19 protein-coding genes are annotated in these 17,625 nt (G+C 43.7%); 12 read left to right on the top strand and 7 right to left on the bottom strand.

The window, feature by feature from the left end; translation table 11 throughout:
- The 5 genes from BLR65_RS18505 to atpB form a co-directional block, all read right to left on the bottom strand.
- Positions 1-765, bottom strand: a 765-nt coding sequence (locus BLR65_RS18505; RefSeq protein ID WP_281241552.1) for an HAS-barrel domain-containing protein, incomplete at its 3' end; no start/stop codon positions are given.
- 19 nt (positions 766-784) lie between these two features.
- Positions 785-1,342 carry a F0F1 ATP synthase subunit delta gene (locus BLR65_RS18500; RefSeq protein ID WP_093795660.1) on the bottom strand — a complete coding sequence of 186 codons (558 nt, stop codon included), beginning with the start codon at positions 1,340-1,342 and terminating at the stop codon, positions 785-787.
- Positions 1,336-1,839, bottom strand: coding sequence for a F0F1 ATP synthase subunit B (gene atpF / locus BLR65_RS18495; RefSeq protein ID WP_093795659.1), 504 nt, complete (start codon positions 1,837-1,839; stop codon positions 1,336-1,338). The genes BLR65_RS18500 and atpF overlap by 7 nt, the downstream gene beginning before the upstream one ends.
- 90 nt (positions 1,840-1,929) lie before the next feature.
- Complete coding sequence (gene atpE / locus BLR65_RS18490) at positions 1,930-2,181, bottom strand: F0F1 ATP synthase subunit C (RefSeq protein WP_093795664.1); 252 nt, start codon at positions 2,179-2,181, stop codon at positions 1,930-1,932.
- Between the two features lie 73 nt (positions 2,182-2,254).
- Entirely contained in the window at positions 2,255-2,920 is a 666-nt protein-coding gene (gene atpB / locus BLR65_RS18485) for a F0F1 ATP synthase subunit A (RefSeq protein ID WP_093795658.1), read from the bottom strand.
- Positions 2,921-3,192: 272 nt separating this feature from the next.
- Here atpB and BLR65_RS18480 point away from each other — a divergent pair, with 272 nt between their 5' ends.
- From BLR65_RS18480 to BLR65_RS18470, 3 genes are read left to right on the top strand one after another with little or no spacing between them, the layout of a single operon-like run.
- Complete coding sequence (locus BLR65_RS18480; RefSeq protein WP_169716975.1) at positions 3,193-3,921, top strand: GntR family transcriptional regulator; 729 nt, start codon at positions 3,193-3,195, stop codon at positions 3,919-3,921.
- Positions 3,922-3,925: 4 nt separating this feature from the next.
- Positions 3,926-4,582 (top strand): cobalamin B12-binding domain-containing protein, encoded by a 657-nt coding sequence (locus BLR65_RS18475; RefSeq protein ID WP_093795656.1) that lies wholly within the window; start codon positions 3,926-3,928, stop codon positions 4,580-4,582.
- Positions 4,583-4,595: 13 nt separating this feature from the next.
- Entirely contained in the window at positions 4,596-5,294 is a 699-nt protein-coding gene (locus BLR65_RS18470; protein WP_093795655.1) for a DUF1638 domain-containing protein, read from the top strand.
- A 28-nt stretch (positions 5,295-5,322) separates the two neighbouring features.
- On the opposite strand, the gene BLR65_RS18465 is transcribed toward BLR65_RS18470, so the two are convergent.
- Positions 5,323-6,246 carry a LysR family transcriptional regulator gene (locus tag BLR65_RS18465; RefSeq protein WP_093795654.1) on the bottom strand — a complete coding sequence of 308 codons (924 nt, stop codon included), beginning with the start codon at positions 6,244-6,246 and terminating at the stop codon, positions 5,323-5,325.
- A gap of 225 nt (positions 6,247-6,471) precedes the next feature.
- Here BLR65_RS18465 and BLR65_RS18460 point away from each other — a divergent pair, with 225 nt between their 5' ends.
- Positions 6,472-7,578 carry a uroporphyrinogen decarboxylase family protein gene (locus tag BLR65_RS18460; RefSeq protein ID WP_093795653.1) on the top strand — a complete coding sequence of 369 codons (1,107 nt, stop codon included), beginning with the start codon at positions 6,472-6,474 and terminating at the stop codon, positions 7,576-7,578.
- A 70-nt stretch (positions 7,579-7,648) separates the two neighbouring features.
- Here the strand turns inward: BLR65_RS18460 and BLR65_RS18455 are convergent, their stop codons facing one another.
- The gene (locus BLR65_RS18455; RefSeq protein ID WP_093795652.1) at positions 7,649-8,593 is read right to left on the bottom strand and encodes a LysR family transcriptional regulator; all 945 of its coding nucleotides are present in this window, start codon (positions 8,591-8,593) and stop codon (positions 7,649-7,651) included.
- A gap of 244 nt (positions 8,594-8,837) precedes the next feature.
- On the opposite strand from BLR65_RS18455, the gene BLR65_RS18450 reads away from it, so the two are divergent.
- The 8 genes from BLR65_RS18450 (at position 8,838) to BLR65_RS18415 (ending at position 17,597) form a co-directional block, all read left to right on the top strand.
- On the top strand, positions 8,838-9,422 hold the full coding sequence (locus tag BLR65_RS18450) for a uroporphyrinogen decarboxylase/cobalamine-independent methonine synthase family protein (RefSeq protein ID WP_143122613.1): 585 nt from the start codon (positions 8,838-8,840) through the stop codon (positions 9,420-9,422).
- Positions 9,423-9,533: 111 nt separating this feature from the next.
- Positions 9,534-10,349: an MFS transporter gene (locus BLR65_RS18445; RefSeq protein WP_093795650.1), complete on the top strand. Its 816-nt coding sequence runs from the start codon at positions 9,534-9,536 to the stop codon at positions 10,347-10,349.
- A 24-nt stretch (positions 10,350-10,373) separates the two neighbouring features.
- Positions 10,374-11,483 (top strand): uroporphyrinogen decarboxylase family protein, encoded by a 1,110-nt coding sequence (locus BLR65_RS18440; RefSeq protein WP_245692903.1) that lies wholly within the window; start codon positions 10,374-10,376, stop codon positions 11,481-11,483.
- Between the two features lie 58 nt (positions 11,484-11,541).
- Positions 11,542-12,252, top strand: coding sequence for an S-layer homology domain-containing protein (locus BLR65_RS18435; RefSeq protein ID WP_169716976.1), 711 nt, complete (start codon positions 11,542-11,544; stop codon positions 12,250-12,252).
- A gap of 353 nt (positions 12,253-12,605) precedes the next feature.
- Complete coding sequence (locus tag BLR65_RS18430) at positions 12,606-13,169, top strand: DUF2284 domain-containing protein (RefSeq protein ID WP_093795648.1); 564 nt, start codon at positions 12,606-12,608, stop codon at positions 13,167-13,169.
- A 67-nt stretch (positions 13,170-13,236) separates the two neighbouring features.
- Positions 13,237-15,114 carry an ATP-binding protein gene (locus tag BLR65_RS18425; RefSeq protein WP_093795647.1) on the top strand — a complete coding sequence of 626 codons (1,878 nt, stop codon included), beginning with the start codon at positions 13,237-13,239 and terminating at the stop codon, positions 15,112-15,114.
- Positions 15,101-15,817 carry a response regulator transcription factor gene (locus BLR65_RS18420; protein WP_093795646.1) on the top strand — a complete coding sequence of 239 codons (717 nt, stop codon included), beginning with the start codon at positions 15,101-15,103 and terminating at the stop codon, positions 15,815-15,817. The genes BLR65_RS18425 and BLR65_RS18420 overlap by 14 nt, the downstream gene beginning before the upstream one ends.
- A 112-nt stretch (positions 15,818-15,929) precedes the next feature.
- Complete coding sequence (locus BLR65_RS18415; protein WP_093795645.1) at positions 15,930-17,597, top strand: formate--tetrahydrofolate ligase; 1,668 nt, start codon at positions 15,930-15,932, stop codon at positions 17,595-17,597.
- Positions 17,598-17,625 lie beyond the last annotated feature (28 nt).

Raw genomic sequence — 17,625 nt, 5'->3', positions numbered from 1 at the left:
GGCGCCGCCTTTGTACATAAAGTATTCGCCCATGGCCACGCCGGCATAGGGTGCCAGATATTGCAGCGGCGCACTGTCGGAGGCTGTTGCCGCTACGATAATGGTGTATTCGAGGGCACCGGCGTCTTCCAGGGTTTTGACTACCCGGGCCACGGTCGATGCTTTTTGGCCGATGGCCACGTAAATGCAAGTAACTCCCTGGCCTTTTTGGTTGATGATGGTATCAACCGCGATGGCGGTTTTGCCGGTGCCGCGGTCGCCGATGATGAGTTCGCGCTGGCCGCGGCCGATGGGTACCATGGAGTCAATGGCTTTTATTCCTGTTTGCAAGGGTTCTTTTACGGACTGCCTGTCGGCAATGCCGGGCGCGCGGTATTCGACCGGCCGGAATTCACTGGTATTGATGGGCCCTTTGCCATCGATCGGCTGGCCGATGGCGTTGACGACCCGGCCTACCATGGCTTCTCCTACCGGTACCTGCATGATGCGTCCGGTCCGGCGTACTGTGTCGCCTTCTTTGATTTCAATTTCACCGCCCAACAGTACGGCACCGACATTGTCTTCTTCCAGGTTTAGGACCATGCCGTATACTTCGTGCGGAAATTCTAATAATTCGCCGGCCATTGCCTTTTCCAGGCCGTGAATCCGGGCGATTCCATCGCCTACTTCGATAACAGTGCCAACATCATCTACGCTTAAGTCCACCTGGTAGTGTTCTATTTGCTGTTTGATAATGGCTGTTATTTCTTCTGGCCTCATTTTCATACCTTGTTTGTCACCCCAATCATAATCCAATCGCAGCTTGATTTGCTGCAAGCGCTGTCTTGAGTTTTTTTAGCTGGTTCGCTACGCTGCCGTCAATCAGTTTATCGCCGATTTTAACAACAACCCCGCCGAGCAGTTCCCGATCTATTGTTGGCTTGAGCAGAATGTTTTTGCCGGTAACCTTGCTGAGTTTAACTGTTAGAGAATCAAGCTGTTCCCGGGTAAGTTTTTCGGCGGTATAAACATTGGCGACTACCATATTTCTGGCTTCGTTGGCCAGATCTATGTAAGTGCGGATAATTGCCGGCAGCGCAGATTCTCTGTGTTTATCTATTAACAACAGCAAAAAAATTCGGACGGTTTTATTCAATTCCCCGGCAAACACCTGATTCATAATTTCCTTTTTGGCGGGAACTGGCAGCAGGGGATGATACATAAAAGAAGCCAAATCGGTATGTCCGGAAAATGTACTTTCTACTAATTTGAGTTGCTGTTCCACTTCATTCAGGTTTGAAGATTCAGCGGCAAGTTCATAAATTGCCTGGGCATATTTGAATGTAAGCTGATTTGCTAGCATGGCAGATTACCTGTTTTTTTTTCATCTAGCTTGTCAATTATTTTTGTTACCATTTGAGCATTGAGTTTCGGGTCCAGTTCATGACCGACTATTTTTGCAGCAGTAACGATTGACAGGTTGGCTACTTCATTTTTAAGCTGAGCCATAGCGACAGTACGCTCGCGGGCAATTTCATCAAGGGCTGCCTGCAACATTTGCGCATTCGCCGTACGGGTTTCTGTTAAGATTTGATCTTTTGTTTGTTCGGCAAGTTTCGTTGCTTCCTCAACGATTGCCTGCGCCTGCGTGTGAGCTAAAGCCAGTTGTGCCTCATATTCTTGCTTATATTGTTCAGCCTGTATTTTTTCGTGCTCGGAGGCTGCTAACTTTTCGGCTATATTAGCTTGGCGGTCGGCAAGAATTTGCAATAAGGGTTTATAAGCTACGACTGCTAAAATGGCAGTCAGAATCAAAAAATTAATAATTTGAGCTATTAGGGTGCCGTTTAAGTCAACCAATAGAGTACCTCCTACCTATTGGCGGGTAAAGGTCACTGGCAGGACGGTTCCTGCAAATGGCCCTTACACGCTCAATTACAGTATGTTACTTTATTTAATGAATGGGTTGGCGAAGATAAATACTAACGCAATTACAACCGCAATAATAGGCACTGACTCAATTAAGCCGACTGAGATGAGCATATTGATCATCATCGCACTTTTAGACTCAGGCTTTTTGGAAATACCTTCGACAAATTTACCTGTTACTGTACCGTCGCCGACTCCGGCTCCAATCGAAGCCAGACCAACAGCGAAGGCGGCGCCAATGATTGAACCTCCCGTAATAAGTGCCTGTTCCATCGTCATAATTCATTCTCTCCCTTATTCAAATGTTGTTGCAATACTGTCAAATGCAATGGTAAATCCAGCAGAATTAATGGTCTTTGCCAATCGAGTTGGCCAGATACGACATGGAAAGCATGGTGAAAATAAAAGCCTGTACAACTCCGACAAACACGCTAAATGCGAGCCAGGCAGTTGGAATAACATAAGGTACCAGCATCCCTAGAATGAGGAGCAGTACTTCGCCGGCCAAAATATTGCCGAATAACCGGAAAGACAATGTAATCGGTTTGGCCAGTTCCTCAATGACGTTAATAATCACAAACACCTTGTACGGCTCGAAAAAATGTTTTAGGTACTTGATTGGCCCAATATTGATCATTCCCAATACGTGGACCAAAACAAGTACCATCAACGCTAATCCCAATGTTGTGTTGATATCATTTGTGGGTGAAGTTAAGCCCGGGATTAATCCCATTTCGTTTGATACCACTAAAAATAGAAACAGAGTGATAATCAAGGGTGCCATTTTTCTGCCTTTAGGTCCCATTGTGCCGTCAATCTGATCCAGCAAAGCAGTAATAATCATCTCTAGAAAGTTTTGCCAGCGGCCGGGTATTAACTGCAAGTTTCTGGTAGCCAATACCGCCAGGATAATGACAATTGCCATGCTGATCCAGGTCATTTGTAAAGTGTCCATATTAAATGTCAAACCGGCAAAGTGGGCCAAATGGTGACTGCCAATTTCATGTTCCATGCTGTTCACCTCCTTTCGTAATTAAAGATTTGGTGTAATTTTCATGATCATATCTCTGAATTATCTGATAATATATAGATGTATAGATATGATAGTCATATTTTACCGAGAAAAGTAAACTTTTGTCAATAAACAAAATGAAATAATTCACATTTTCTTAAAGCTAAATAAAAAATTGACATGATTATGAATTTTCGTTATTATAAAGTTGATATAGATGTATAGACTCGTAAGTCTGAAATATCTATTATGCACGAAGGATGGCTAACATTATGAAAAGACGGGAGAATCTAATACCTGTTTATTACAGATTGGCTGAGGATATAAAGCATCAGATTGAATCCGGCGTCTTAAAAGACGGCGATTTGCTTCCCACGGAAGCGCAACTGGGAGAGCAGTATGCGATAAGCCGTATGACGGTAAGGCAAGGCATTGCTTTGCTCGCTGAGGCCGGTTTAATTGAAACAGTCAAGGGCAAAGGCAGTTTTGTGACCCGCCCGCGTCTGAATCAGTTGGTTATTGATTTGAAAAATAGCGGCGCATCCGCAGACCCGCTGCGTTATAAGCTCTTGCATGTGAATTTAATCCGTAATAACCAGAAATTGACCAATGAGCTGGGTTTCATCGGGGAAACGAACATAATTGTCGTAAAGCGTTTGATGCTCAGGGGACAGCTGCCGGTAGCAATCGAAGAGAAATTTTTACGCTACCAAAAAGGAAAACCGTTGTTGGAAACACAACTGGAATATGCGGATTTTCCCGAATTGGTTGCCAAGCACCAGGATAGTGTACCTGTCCGTAATGATATGATTATATCTGTAGCTTCTTTATCGTCTGAACAAGCTAAGTTGTTAGAGGCGAATGAATTATTACCGGCGCTGGTGGTAAAGCAGGTTATTTATTCCCGGGAGGACAAGCCGCTGGGAGTATCCATTATGGTTTGTCACAAAGACCGATTTGAATTAACGGCTACCTCATACCCACTTTCAGGAAGGTTGTGAGATTATGCTAAAAATCCAAAAAATGCTGGTGGCTGCTATGGCTAGGCTGGATGAAACCATGGTGATGAACCTAGTGAAACAAGGTCTTAAGATGGGAATTAATCCCTATGTTCTTTTAGAGGAAATCCGGATAGGAACAGACCGGGTCGGTGAACTTTACAGTAAAGGTGAGTATTTTTTATCAGACTTGATTATGGCTTCCGAAATTTTTAAAGATGTTTTAACGCTGGTCAATCAGGACAGGGCAGAAACTACGATAGCCTCATATCCGACTGTTGTTTTTGGTACGGTGGAAGATGATATTCACGATATTGGCAAAAACATAACAACAGGAATTATGCGGTATAACGGTTTTGATATTTGTGATTTGGGAGTTGATGTCCCCGGCTACAAATTTGTGGAGGCCGTTCAGCACTATAACAGCCGAGTGGTCTGTTTAACCGGACTGATAACCGAATCATTTGATTCGATGAAAAATACAATTGCACTATTAAAAGAAGCCGGGCTTCGTTCCCGGACTACCGTAATTATTGGCGGGCTTGTCAATGAAAGTGTGAGAAATTATACGGGAGCTGACTACTGGGCGACTGATTGCACAAAAGTGAATGAGTTATGCCGGAATATTTTAGTGACGAATAAGAGAATTGTTCAATCCTCGTAAGGAAAGTGAGTAAATGGGAACTGTAATAGTGGCATGTCAGACACTAAGGGATGAGCTTGCCCTGGCAGTAAAGGAAACGGGGGTAAACTTTCCCGTCATTTATATTGAATCCGGGTTGCACAATACACCGGAATTATTGCATAAGAGAATACAGGAGGAAATCAATCGGCTTGATAATGTTGAAGTGATCCTGTTGTTATTCGGCTATTGCGGCAACAGCCTGCTTGGTATTAAATCTGCTAACGCTAAACTCGTGCTTCCTAAGGTAGATGACTGCATTCCGCTGCTGTTAGGTTCTTGTGCGGTCAGAAAAGAGATATCCAAAAAAATGGGAACCTATTTTTTGACCCAGGGTTGGCTGAATTTCGAAAATAACTTGATAAAAGAATATGAACGTTGTGTGGAACGCTATGGCCAGGCAAGAACAGCCAAAATAATGAAAATTATGTTAGGGCATTATAAACGTTTTATGCTGATTGATACAGGCGCTTATCCAGTGGAACGTATCTTGCCGAAGATCCAAAAATTTGCTGAGCATCTCCATATGTGCCATGAGGTGGTACCGGGTTCGCTGCGTTTGTTTTTAAAACTGTTGCGCGGCGAATGGGATGAAGAATTTTTAGTAGTGGAACCAGGAAAAGAAATTAGGCTGAATGATATCTGCGGTGATTGTAATGAATCACAAGCGGCAATGCTTTTTTTACAAAATTAGAGGATCTAAGAAGCTAGCAACTAGCTTTTTAGACCCTCTTTTTATACTCATTTTGCATGCCGATTTCTACATTATCGAGCACTTTTAAAAATAGTGAGATAGCGGGATTGCGGTGATCTTTTTTCCAGGTTGCCATGATATTGTTATAAGCATCTTCACCTTGCATGTCCACGATAGAAATGCTGGAAGGGACAGTACGTATGAGTGCCGGATCTTTTGCCATGAAAGAAATTCCCAAGCCGGCCTCTACGAGCCAGTAAACACTTTCCATTCTGGTTGTTTTATTTGGTATATCGGGTGTGAATCCCCGTTTTCCGCAAAAATCGATGAACCAGTCAAATCCCTGCCTGCTTTCCGTTTCATAAAGTAAAATAAAGGGGTCTTGCGCTAACAGTGAAATATCAATGGAAGGTTCGGCAGCGTACGGGTGATCGTTAGGCAAGAGAAAACAGAGGGGGCTCCGGTGAGTCAAACGCTGCATGAAGCGGGAGGATTTCAAGTCGTTTCCGAGCATAACGCAAAACCCGAGATCTAATTCTTCCTGTTCAAGGGCTTCCTCGATCATCTTGAGAGTTAGTACGCGAATATCAATACTGATTTGCGGATAGAGTGCTCTAAAGCGTTTTAAGGCTTGCGGCAAAAAAGCATTCTCAATTCCGAAACACCCGACTTTTAGATTACCGCGTATCCCGCGTTGCGCCTGCCGGGTTTTTTCAATGACTTCGCCCACCTTCTCGATAAGGCTGTTGCCTTCGCGTTGCAAAGTTTTACCCGCCGCCGTCAATTCAAGAGAACGGTGATGGCGAATAAACAATTCGACTCCTAATTCTTCTTCCAGTTCAGCAATCTGTTTACTTAGTGCCGACTGTCCTATGTAGATTCGTTTGGCGGCTTCGGTGAAACTCAGACACTGGGCAACCATTATGAAGGACCGTAGACTCCGAATATCCATAGAATCCTCTCCTGTTCGTACAAAACCATTTCAATATAATCATAATACAAATATCGACAAAAGAGTAGTAGCAGATCCGGTTTCTATGAATATTAGGAATAGTTTCTGTAATTATAAGAATTTGACGAATTTGTGAGGTAAGGCTAACATAATGGTATAAAAGTCTGAATGATTGGTAATGATGTACTTAAAACACACAACTAATATAATGGAGAGTGAGAATTTGTGAAAACAACAAAAGAACTTCTCTTAGAGCGTAAAACCAGGGTTCACAAAGCTATTGCCCTGGAGAAACCGGACAGGACACCTGTAATCATAATGGCGGATGCTTTTTGTGCCAAACATATGGGGGTTAAGTTAGCTGATTTTTGTTCAAGCCTTGCCAGGCAAAATCAAACCATGCTGGATTCCGCCAAAGCACTTGGTGATATTGATGGCTTCAATTCGGTTTTTGCCGCAGGTCCGGTGTTTCCGTTAATATTTATGACTCATGTTAAACTCCCCGGCAAGGAATTACCGGAAGATGCCTTGTGGCAGCTTGATGAAAAAGAAGTAATGAAAGTCGAGGATTATGATACGATCCTTGCTAAAGGCTGGGCGCCTTTTATGCAGGACTATTTAGTAAACCGGCTGCATTATCCGCTTGAGCGGACGCTGGAGGAATTAGCGCAAACACCGCAGTTTGTCAAAAATTTTGAAGATGCCGGATATATGGTTTATTCGCCGATCATTGCCACAGCTGTTCCGGAATTGCTCGGCGGCGGTCGCTCCATGCCGAAATTTATGCATGATCTCTACAAAATTCCTGATAAAGTAGAGGCCGTTTTGGATGTCATTCAAAAAGAGAGCCTGGAAACACTGCGTCAACAAATTAGGGCTACAAATTCTTCCATTGTCTTTATGTCGCCGGCACGTGGCGCCAGTGAGTTTTTCTCCCCTAAACTTTGGAAACGGTTTATTTGGAAATATTTAAAAGAAACAATTGACGTAATTATTGAAGAAGGCGCTGCCGCTGATATCCACATTGATTCTAACTGGGAACGCGATCTGGAAGTTTTCCGCAGCTTGCCGAAAGGCAAATGCATATTTGAAACAGATAGCGCTACGAATATTTATAAAGTAAAGGAAATCCTTGGCGATATGATGTGCATTAAGGGCGACGTGCCGGCAGCCAAACTGGCGCTGGGAACACCTGATGAGGTATATAACTATTCGGCCCAATTGGTTAAAGACATGGGGCCTGGCTTTATTCTTTCTTCCGGCTGCTCCGTACCGCCTAATGCCAAAGTTGAGAATGTTAAGGCTATGATTGCCGCTGCCACCGGTAAATAAAATTACAATAACGCAGTAAACAACAAAAGTCCTGAACCCTTACGCAGGGTCTCAGGACTTTTGTTGTTTTTTATTGCTCACTTAGCGTATGGGCAACTAATCTTTTTAACGGAATTTTTGCACCAGATGCGATTCCGTCAAATTCTTTTAAGAACAGGGGAATTATCGGGTTGGGGTTGTCGTTTTTCCAGACGACGCCAATATTTCCATACGCATTGGCTCCCTTCATCGCAACCAGCGAGATGCTATGGCGAAGCATCTGGCTGAATACCGGATCAAAACACCAAAAGGAAATGCCAAGTCCGGCGCTGACTTGCCAGAACAGGGCCTCGACGCGTGTGACCAGACTAACAATATGGGGGGCAAAGCCTCTGAGGTGGCATTGCTCTGTAAACCAGTCTGCGCCTAGCGGCAAAGTTGCCGGATCGATGAGAATAAAACTTTCCTGTTTAAGATCGGCGAGATCGACCGAATATTTGTTAGCATAAGGATGATGGCGCGGAAACAGAAAACACATACGGGCCCGGCGAACTTCACGTACTTTAAATTTTGAAGTAAGTTTATTGCCAATGAAAGGGTTAAAGCCGAGGTCTAATTCTTGGCATTCCAAAGCTTCGTTCATCAAAGTGACAGGCATGACACGGATATCCAGGGTTACATGCGGATAGAGGGCGGCAAAATGTTTGATGATTTTTGGCAAAAAGACATGTTCAATTCCCATACAGCCGATTTTTAGCGTACCCCAGACTTTAATCTGAGATTTCCGCGTCTTTTCAAATATCGCATCAATTTTGGCCATAATTGGGCGGGATTCATCAAAAAGAATGGCGCCAGGAGGAGTTAAATGAACAGAATGATGCGTGCGGATAAATAACTGGACACCAAGTTGTTCTTCCAACTCGGCGATATGTTTACTCAAAGTTGATTGACCAATGTAAAGCTGTTCAGCCGCTTTAGTAAAGTTTAAATGTTCAGCTACGCAAACAAAAGAACGTAAATGCCGAATATCTTCCAATGTATTCCCCTCCCTTGAGTTTATGTTCAGTTTATATAGTAATTTTTAAGATTAATGATAGTTCTTAGTACGATTATTTTCAATAGTAAGACTATTCAGTCGGTTATGATTTTTTTTAGGGCCAAGACGTAATTTTTGAATTTCACACGATCTTTTGGAAGTGCTATTATAAATGCAAAATTCAAATAAATCAAAAAAAGAAGGGAAGGCAAGCGTTATTGATTTTGAAAATGGAGGAATTCGCATGAGCAAAGATGCCATGACCGCAGAAAAAAGATTAGTGTCTACGATCAATCTGGAACCGGTAGACCGGATTGTATGCGCACCCGAGACCGGCAATTATGCCGGACAATATGTGGGGATAACCAATAAGGAATTTGTTTGGGAGTTTGCAACCAAAGGCCTGGCGGCTATTGAAAAATTAGCTCATGATTATCCGATGTGGGATTGCAGTGCGGATATAAACGGCATTACGAGTGGCTTTGTGGCCGAGAGGGCCGGCATGGGCAAGATGAAATTGCCGGGGAAAGAATTGCCTGACAATGCCGCTAGCCAGGTTCTGGAGACAGAAGTTATGAGCCGGGACGATTACTCCCTTGTTAAACGCAAAGGGTATGGCGAATATCAACTGACTTTCCTGGAACGCGCCAATAGTATCAGCCGTGAAGAGGTGTTACAGGGAATTGCTGAAGCCGGCCGCATTCGGGGCATAGAGCTTACCTCCATCCGGAACAGGGGACAGGTGCCGCTTTATGGCGACTTAGGCGGGTTAGTTCCCTTTGATGCGTTTTCATTAACCAGATCAATTGAACAATATTTTAAAGAATAAATTGGTTTGGCCATATGTTAAAGACATGGTAGAAAGACTGATAGCCCAAGATATTGTGCCGATACTGCATTTTGATCGCGACTGGACTAAAATCTGGAATATTTTCTGGAATTGCCCAAAGGAAAGTTTGTTCTGGAACTGGACGGAGCTACCGACATTTTTATTGGCGGGATCGTTTACCCGCTGCTTGGCGGCTTCCTTTGTGCCACCGGTTGGCGTAATACCTTTCTAAGCTACTTGGTGGGGGTAGTACTGTTTCTGTTTGTGTATGCCTATCTCCCTGAACCTGTAAAGGTAGCAACAGAAGGCGAGAAGGAATGTAGGAAAATTCCTTTGCCGGGAAAAGTATATGTTATGGAATTTGTTTATTTCATTTACTGTAACCTGTACTTTGTTTTCTTCATCGATATAGCGATCCAGATTGTTGGGGAAAACCTGGGAAATGCGGCTAATGCCGGTTTGGCGGTTACTGCTTTTACCTTGGCCGGGCTTTTGACCGGACTTGTATTTGGTAAAATTGCGCAGCTTCTGAAATGCATGACAATTCCCGTGGGATGGCTGGTAACTGGTCTGGGGATGGCCGTTATCTCCGGAGTTTATGATTTTAGCCTCCTATTAGCTGGCTGTTTTATTGGCGGTATTGGCTTTATCATTGTTTGCCCGGCTTTTTTTACCGAACTTTCCCTTGCTTCCCCTCCGTCACGGGTTGCGTTTAGCATTGCCCTTGCCTGTGTGCTTGGCGGCATCGGGCAATTTGTCGCTCCTTTTGTTTTTGACGCCATTTCCGGGGCATTTGGTCAAGGACCCGGCAGATTTCCTATACGGATCAGTGCGATAGCGCTTATGGCCGGGGGCGTGTTGTTGATGCTGCAACAATACGCACAAAATACCCAACAGCAATTTAAATCAGCGAATCTGAAAAGATAAAAAAATTAGTTTAGGAGTGGATGCATGATGAAAGCCGTACAACAATTGCTTCAAGAACGCAAGGAAAGATTGAAAAAAACCATTGCGTTTGAAAAAACCGACCGGACACCGGTCATACTTACCGGCGATGCTGTCTTTGCTAAACATGTTGGTATGAAGCTATCTGAGTTTTGTTCCAATATGAAAGCTTCCCATGAAGCAATTTTAGCTTCATTTAAAGATTTAGGCGATGTTGATGGGACCGGCGGTACCTTTGCGGCCGCAACCATGTTCCCGCTCATGTTCTATACAAGAATCAAATTGCCTGGGCGTGAGCTTCCTGATGATACTCCGTGGCAGCTTGATGAACAGGAAATGATGACGGCGGCAGATTATGAAACCATTTTGAATAAAGGCTGGAAAGAGTTTAGTGATGATTACCTGCAGAACCGGTTAGGCATTGATATTGATTCCTTATTTGCCCAGTTGGCTGATGTTCCGCAGTTTGCGAAAAATTTTGAAGAGGCCGGTTATCTGGTATATACACCTAGCGCCTCGATTACGGTTAATGAATATTTAAGCGGCGGCCGATCATTTCCAAAATTCATGAGAGATATGTACAAGATGCCGGATAAGGTTGAAGCGGTTTTAGATGTTATTCTGGAAGAAACACTGGTCGATTTCCGTCAGCAGATACGTGCACTTAACCCGTTAGTGGTATTTATTTCGCCGGCCAGGGGGGCAAGTGAGTTTTATTCGCCGAAGATCTGGGAACGTTTTGTTTGGAAATATTTAAAGGCAGCCGCCGAGGTAATTATTGAAGAAGGCGCCGTAGCCGATCTTCACATTGACGGTAATTGGGAGCGGGATTTGAAATTTTTCAAAACCCTGCCGAAACAGAAATGCATTTTTGAATGTGACGGTGCTACCAATATTTATAAAGTGCGAGAAGTTCTTGGCGACCATATGTGTATTAAAGGGGATGTTCCCGCTGCTCTTTTAACGCTCGGCACTCCTGACCAAGTGTATGATTATTGTACTAAATTGATAAAGGATTTGGGCACAGGCCTTATTCTTGCTTCCGGCTGCACCATACCACCAAATGCAAAATTTGAAAATGTTAAAGCCATGGTTGCTGCTGCTGCCGGTAAGTAACACAGCCTAATCATTCTAAACCAAGAAGAAAAAAGCGATGATTAAAGGTGGGATAAGTATGGAAAAGGGGAAAAATATAAAAAAAAAGCTGTTGGTAACGTTGGCATTAGTTTCACTGGTTAGCTTTGCCGGTACCACATTTGCCGCTCCTGCGAATCCTTTTGGTGATGTCCCCGCCAGGCATTGGGCCTATGAGGCCGTAACTAAGCTCATGCATGACGGTATTATTGACGGTGATGGCCGAGGGAACTTCCAGGGAGACCACCCGCTGACCCGCTATGAAATGGCGCAGTTGGTTGCCCGGGCGGTATGGAATTTAGAAAAGGCCAACGCAGAAGACAAAGCGCTCATTAATAAATTATCAACTGAGTTTGATAATGAACTGAACAGTCTGGGGGTTCGCGTAGATAACCTGGAAAAGAAAAGTGAAAAAATAACAGTAGCCGGTTTTTTACATTTATCCGAACAGATCTGGAATAATAGCGGCAGCTTTGCCGGTCATACGGCCGCAACCGGCGATACTCCGCACCCCGGTGATGGCAATTATCCGGCATTAGGGATCGATATGTATATTAATTACAAAGTCAATGACAAGTGGCAAATAAAACTTGAAGATGAGTCGGTCAGAGATTTTAGGACAGGCGGCTATTGGGGGAATGGCTCTGACGGCAATGTAGAGGCATCGCAGCATAATGACCAAATGTACGCCGAAGGTCTTGTAGGCGCCACAACCATTAAGGCCGGTAAATTTGATTACCTGTTGGGATGATGTTTTGGGCCGCATCCCTCAAGCCCACCGACGGCATTCATACCGGAAAATTGAATACGGTAAAAGCCGAATTCGACTTTTTCTTCTAAACTCCCCACCATCTCCCTGGCTGGTAAAGTGAGTGAAAGCAACACTACCCATACAGGGAGGTGTTTTCCTTTGATTTGATGAAGGCAGCATATTTTGCATGAATAGTAAAAAAATATTGATAATGATAATTTGATACCATATAATATAGATGTATATACAAAATGCAACGGCTATCCCGCCATGATTTTGTTTGACTTTTAGAAACCGATTCTTTAAGAAAAGCATGTTACCAGATAGGACACTTGAATTTAGGAGGCAAGGAAATGGAACCCTTTTTTAGCAACTTGGTACAAGATGCTTTAGCAGTAAAAGCCGATCACGCTGCCATTGTTGAGGTGGACAAAATCAAATTTGTCGAGGATTTCAGGAAAGCCTGCGAACAAAATGTGTGCCGGAAATATAATACAAATTGGGTTTGTCCGCCGGCTGTCGGTCATTTTAACGAATTGAGAGAGCGGGCTTGCCGGTATAAATACGGACTGCTGTTTCAAACCGTTCATCAGATGAAAAGCTCATTTGATTGGAACGGCATGGTGGCGGCCAAGAAAATTCATGACAGAGTTTTTAGAGCGATCCTTGATAAGGTGAAAAACAAGCATCACATGCAGAATTTTCTTCCTTTAAATGCAGGTGCCTGCGAATTTTGCGCCCGCTGTGCCTACCTGGATAAGGAGCCCTGCAGGTTTCCGGAAGAGGCTTTTGCGTCAGTGGAAGCCTATGGTATTGATGTGATTCACTTGGAAAAGGCGTGTGGAATTCCCTACTATAACGGAAAAAATACAGTTTCTTATGTAGGACTTATCCTGTTTAATAGCGAAAAAGAATAATAGGAACAAAAAACGGACCAGGAACCGTGTTGCGGCCTGGTTTTTTTATATAGCTGGGAGGAAATACATGAAAAGTTTATCGATTAGGGCACATCTTTGGATTGCCTTTGCTGTTATCCCAATGATTATGGTAGTTTTTCTCAGCATTTTGCAATTAATGCAAACCCATGAGACATCGCTGCTGTCGACGTTTTTTAATATCGGTATTACGTTAGTATTTACCCTCTTATTAGGATATTTTCCGGCAAAGCGAATTACTAATACAATTAAAATCCTTGCAGAATATATTCAAGAAGTCATGAGCGAAGGCTGTGAGATAAAACCAGCTAAATTCCCGCGATTTGCTCCCCGCGAATTTCAGATGATGGCAGAACATTTTTGCTTATTGGCGCAGAAAACGAAGGAAGGGCAGCAGGCGCTGCTTAAACTCAATGCTGAGTTGGAGCAGCGCGTTGCGGAGCGAACGGCAAGCCTGCAGCGCACTAACCAGGAACTAGCTATATTAAATCAGCTAAATAATCCGGTTATCCCTTCCCCGGGCGGCGGTGATATAATAAGAGAGTGTTTGCAGCAGTTTTTTGAGATATCAGGTGTTACTGTAAAACTATATCTTACCAAGCCGGTATTCTCCTTGCTGAGCCCTTATAATGAGGACATGAGCGGCATAGACGACGAAGCCATGCAGCGACCCAGGCATAAAAATGCCTATCGGTATTATATTCAACCCATTCGTTCCGGAAATACAACGCTTGGACATTTGGTAGTATCTAATTGCCCGCTTAGCCAGGCAGACAAGAGTTTTCTGGAAAGTCTGGCAAGATATGCAGGAGTCATTATCCAAAAAGAGATGCTATCACAAACCTTGCAAAAACATAATGCAGTATTAAAGGCTGTTTTGGAGAGTCTGAATGATGCCATTACGTTAGTTGACAACCGGCAGGAGGTGGCCTATGCCAACGGCCGGATGGCCCAGTTGCTTGATATCCCTTGTGATAAGCTGCGCGGTTTGCCGGAAGAATATATATTCGGGACGCTGGCTTGTCGAATGTCTGATGCTGACAGGAATTTTGTCATGCAGGCCAGACAGAATTATGGCATCTACAAGTTCAAACTTACGAATGGAGACGGGCAACGATATATGATGCTGTCAGCTTTTCCTGTTATTAGTGATAAAAAATACACGATCGGCAAGGGATTCGTTTTTTGGGATGTTACTAAGGATCAGGAAATAGATAAACTGAAAAGCGATTTAATTTCAATGGTGTCCCATGAATTTAAAACACCGATTACCAGTATAAAAGGCAGTGTGGAAACTTTGTTGCGTGTAGACGCAGAGTGGGAGGAAGATTTCAAACGGGAAATGTTGACAGCAATTCATGAAGATATTGATCGCATTCAAGAGTTGGTTAATGACTGGCTGGACATTTCCAGAATTGATGCCAAGGCTATTGGGTTAGATAGAGAGCCCGTACGGCCAAGTATTGTTGTGGAAAACGCCATAAAAAAGTTACCTAAACATTTTGCTAGTGGGGTAACCATTGAGTCTACGGTAGAGAAAAATTTGCCTTTTATATATGGTGATAGAATTCGGTTGGCCCAAGTACTTCTCAATCTTTTTACAAATGCGATTCGATATAATGAGCGTTATCCGCATATTAAAATTTTAGCTAGTTATGACGAAAGATATGTGCATATCAGTGTAGCCGATAATGGCATTGGAATAAATAAAGAGCATATCGATAAGGTTTTTGACCGGTTTTACTGTGTGGACAATGGACGCTTAAGACCAAGTGGCAGTACAGGGCTGGGGTTGGCAATTTGTAAGGGAATTGTTGAAGCTCATGGAGGAAGTATCAGCGTGGAAAGCGACCAGGACAGCGGGAGCGTATTTACTATTTCCATACCTCAATATAATTGCGATGGTGACAAGGATGAAGAAAAGTAAAATATTCATTGTTGACGATGAACCGAAAATACTGCGCTTTATTTCAGCCAATCTCAAATCATTGGGCTATGACCCATATAGCTTTCAAAATAGTTTGGAGGCGCTGGAGAAAATTGATTTACTGGACCCGGAGCTTATCCTGTTAGATATCATGATGCCGGAGATGGATGGCTTTGCGTTTTTAAAAAGACTGAGAACATTTTCTGACGTGCCGGTAATTATTTTGACAGCGCGCGGCAATTCATCTGACAAAGTGCAGGGACTCAACATGGGGGCTGATGATTACCTTACCAAGCCTTTTTCCCTTGAAGAACTTTTTGCCAGAGTGCAGGCTGTTTTGCGTCGTTCTGCCAATCGATTAGTTAATAACTACACGACAAGTGAGATAAAAAACGGTGAGGTTACAATAAACCTGGCTCAGCGTCGGATTTGGATAGGCAATAAAGAATTGAAATTAACAGAAACAGAATATGGCTTATTTTCTTTATTAATGGTTAATGCGGGGAAAGTACTGACACATGAACAACTCTTAAGTGATGTCTGGGGCAGTGAATACCGGGATGATGTTGAATACCTGCGGGTGGCTATCGCCCGTATCCGCCAAAAAATTAAACACGTAGATTACGAAGGGGGGGTAATCGTAACCTACCCGGGGGTCGGCTATATGATTGCCAATAAGGAAGCGGAAAAACACCAACTATGATAGGTTGGTGTTTTTTTAATGTTTTTGTAATATCCAAAGTTATGAATTTTATGCGGAATTAATGGGTGATACGCTACAATAGAAAATTATAAGCATACTAGGAGGACTTTTTATGAAAAGTGACGTTGAAATTGCTCAAGAAGCCAAGATGAATCCTATCAGTGAAGTGGCTAAGGAATTGATGATTCCTGCCGAGGAATTAGAACTTTACGGCAATTACAAGGCGAAAGTATCCCTTGCGACCTGGGAGCGGATTAAGGATAAACCTAACGGCAAACTTATCCTGGTTTCCGCTATTAATCCTACTCCTGCCGGTGAAGGAAAAACAACAACAACAGTTGGGCTTGGAGATTCTCTGCGGCACAAAGGCAAGAAAGTTGTCATTGCTCTTAGGGAGCCGTCGTTAGGACCATGTTTTGGTGTTAAAGGCGGTGCTGCCGGCGGCGGCTATGCCCAGGTTGTGCCTATGGAAGATATCAACCTTCACTTTACCGGTGATTTTCATGCCATTACTACCGCCCATAACTTATTGGCTGCCATTATTGACAATCACCTTCATCATGGCAATGCTCTGGGCATTGATTCCCGCCGGATTACCTGGAGAAGGGTGCTCGATCTTAACGAACGGGCGTTACGGAATATAGTTTGCGGACTTGGCGGCAAAGCCAATGGTGTTCCCCGGGAAACCGGCTTTGATATAACCGTTGCTTCCGAAATGATGGCGATTCTTTGCCTGGCTAAAGATCTAGATGATATGAAAGAAAGAATTGGACGGATTATTGTTGCCTACACGTATGAAGGCAAACCGGTAACTCCTAATGATCTAAAAGTAACCGGTGCCTTGACGCTATTATTTAAAGATGCCATCAAACCTAATCTCGTGCAGACGCTGGAAAATACACCCGCTTTTGTTCATGGCGGGCCGTTTGCCAATATCGCTCACGGTTGCAACAGTGTTTCGGCAACAAAATACGCGTTAAAATTGGCTGATTACTGCGTAACAGAGGCAGGATTCGGCGCTGACCTGGGTGCGGAAAAGTTCCTGGATATTAAATGCCGTTTTGCCGGTTTTAAACCCAGTGCCGTCGTAATTGTGGCTACCGTTCGTGCTCTTAAAATGCATGGCGGTGTTCCTAAAAATGAGTTGACCGGTGAAAATATGGCGGCTTTGGAGAAGGGGCTCGCCAACCTTACCAAGCATATTGAAAACATTCAGCAATTTGGTCTGCCGGCAGTAGTAGCGATTAATGCGTTTCCTACCGATACTGCCGCCGAACTGCGCTTTGTTGAAGAAAAGTGCAATGCATTGGGAGCTGAAGTTGCACTATCCGAAGTATGGGCTAAAGGCAGTTTAGGGGGACAGGCGCTGGCAGACAAAGTGCTGGCTGCCTGTGAAAAGCCAAGTCATTTTAAATTTGCTTATGATGAACAAGCTTCCATAAAAGAAAAAATTGCCGCTATTGCCACTAAAATTTACGGTGCCGATGGTGTTAACTATACGGCTGCGGCAGAAAAAACGATTAAAGAACTGACTGCTCTGGGATTTGATAAGACGCCGATTTGCATGGCCAAGACCCAGTATTCTTTGAGCGATGATATGACTAAAATGGGACGTCCAACCGGTTTTAGCATTACTGTACGGGAAGTACGGGTAGCTGCCGGTGCAGGTTTCTTGGTGGCCATTACTGGTGACATTATGACAATGCCCGGACTGCCAAAACAACCGTCGGCAGAAAAGATGGATATCGACAATAGCGGTAAAATCGTAGGGCTGTTTTAACATTTTATAAGTTGTAAAAAAATCAGGA

Source organism: Sporomusa acidovorans, from assembly GCF_900101845.1.
Taxonomy (GTDB): Bacteria; Bacillota; Negativicutes; order Sporomusales; family Sporomusaceae; genus Sporomusa; species Sporomusa acidovorans.
This window is presented reverse-complemented; position numbering and strand designations above follow the sequence as displayed.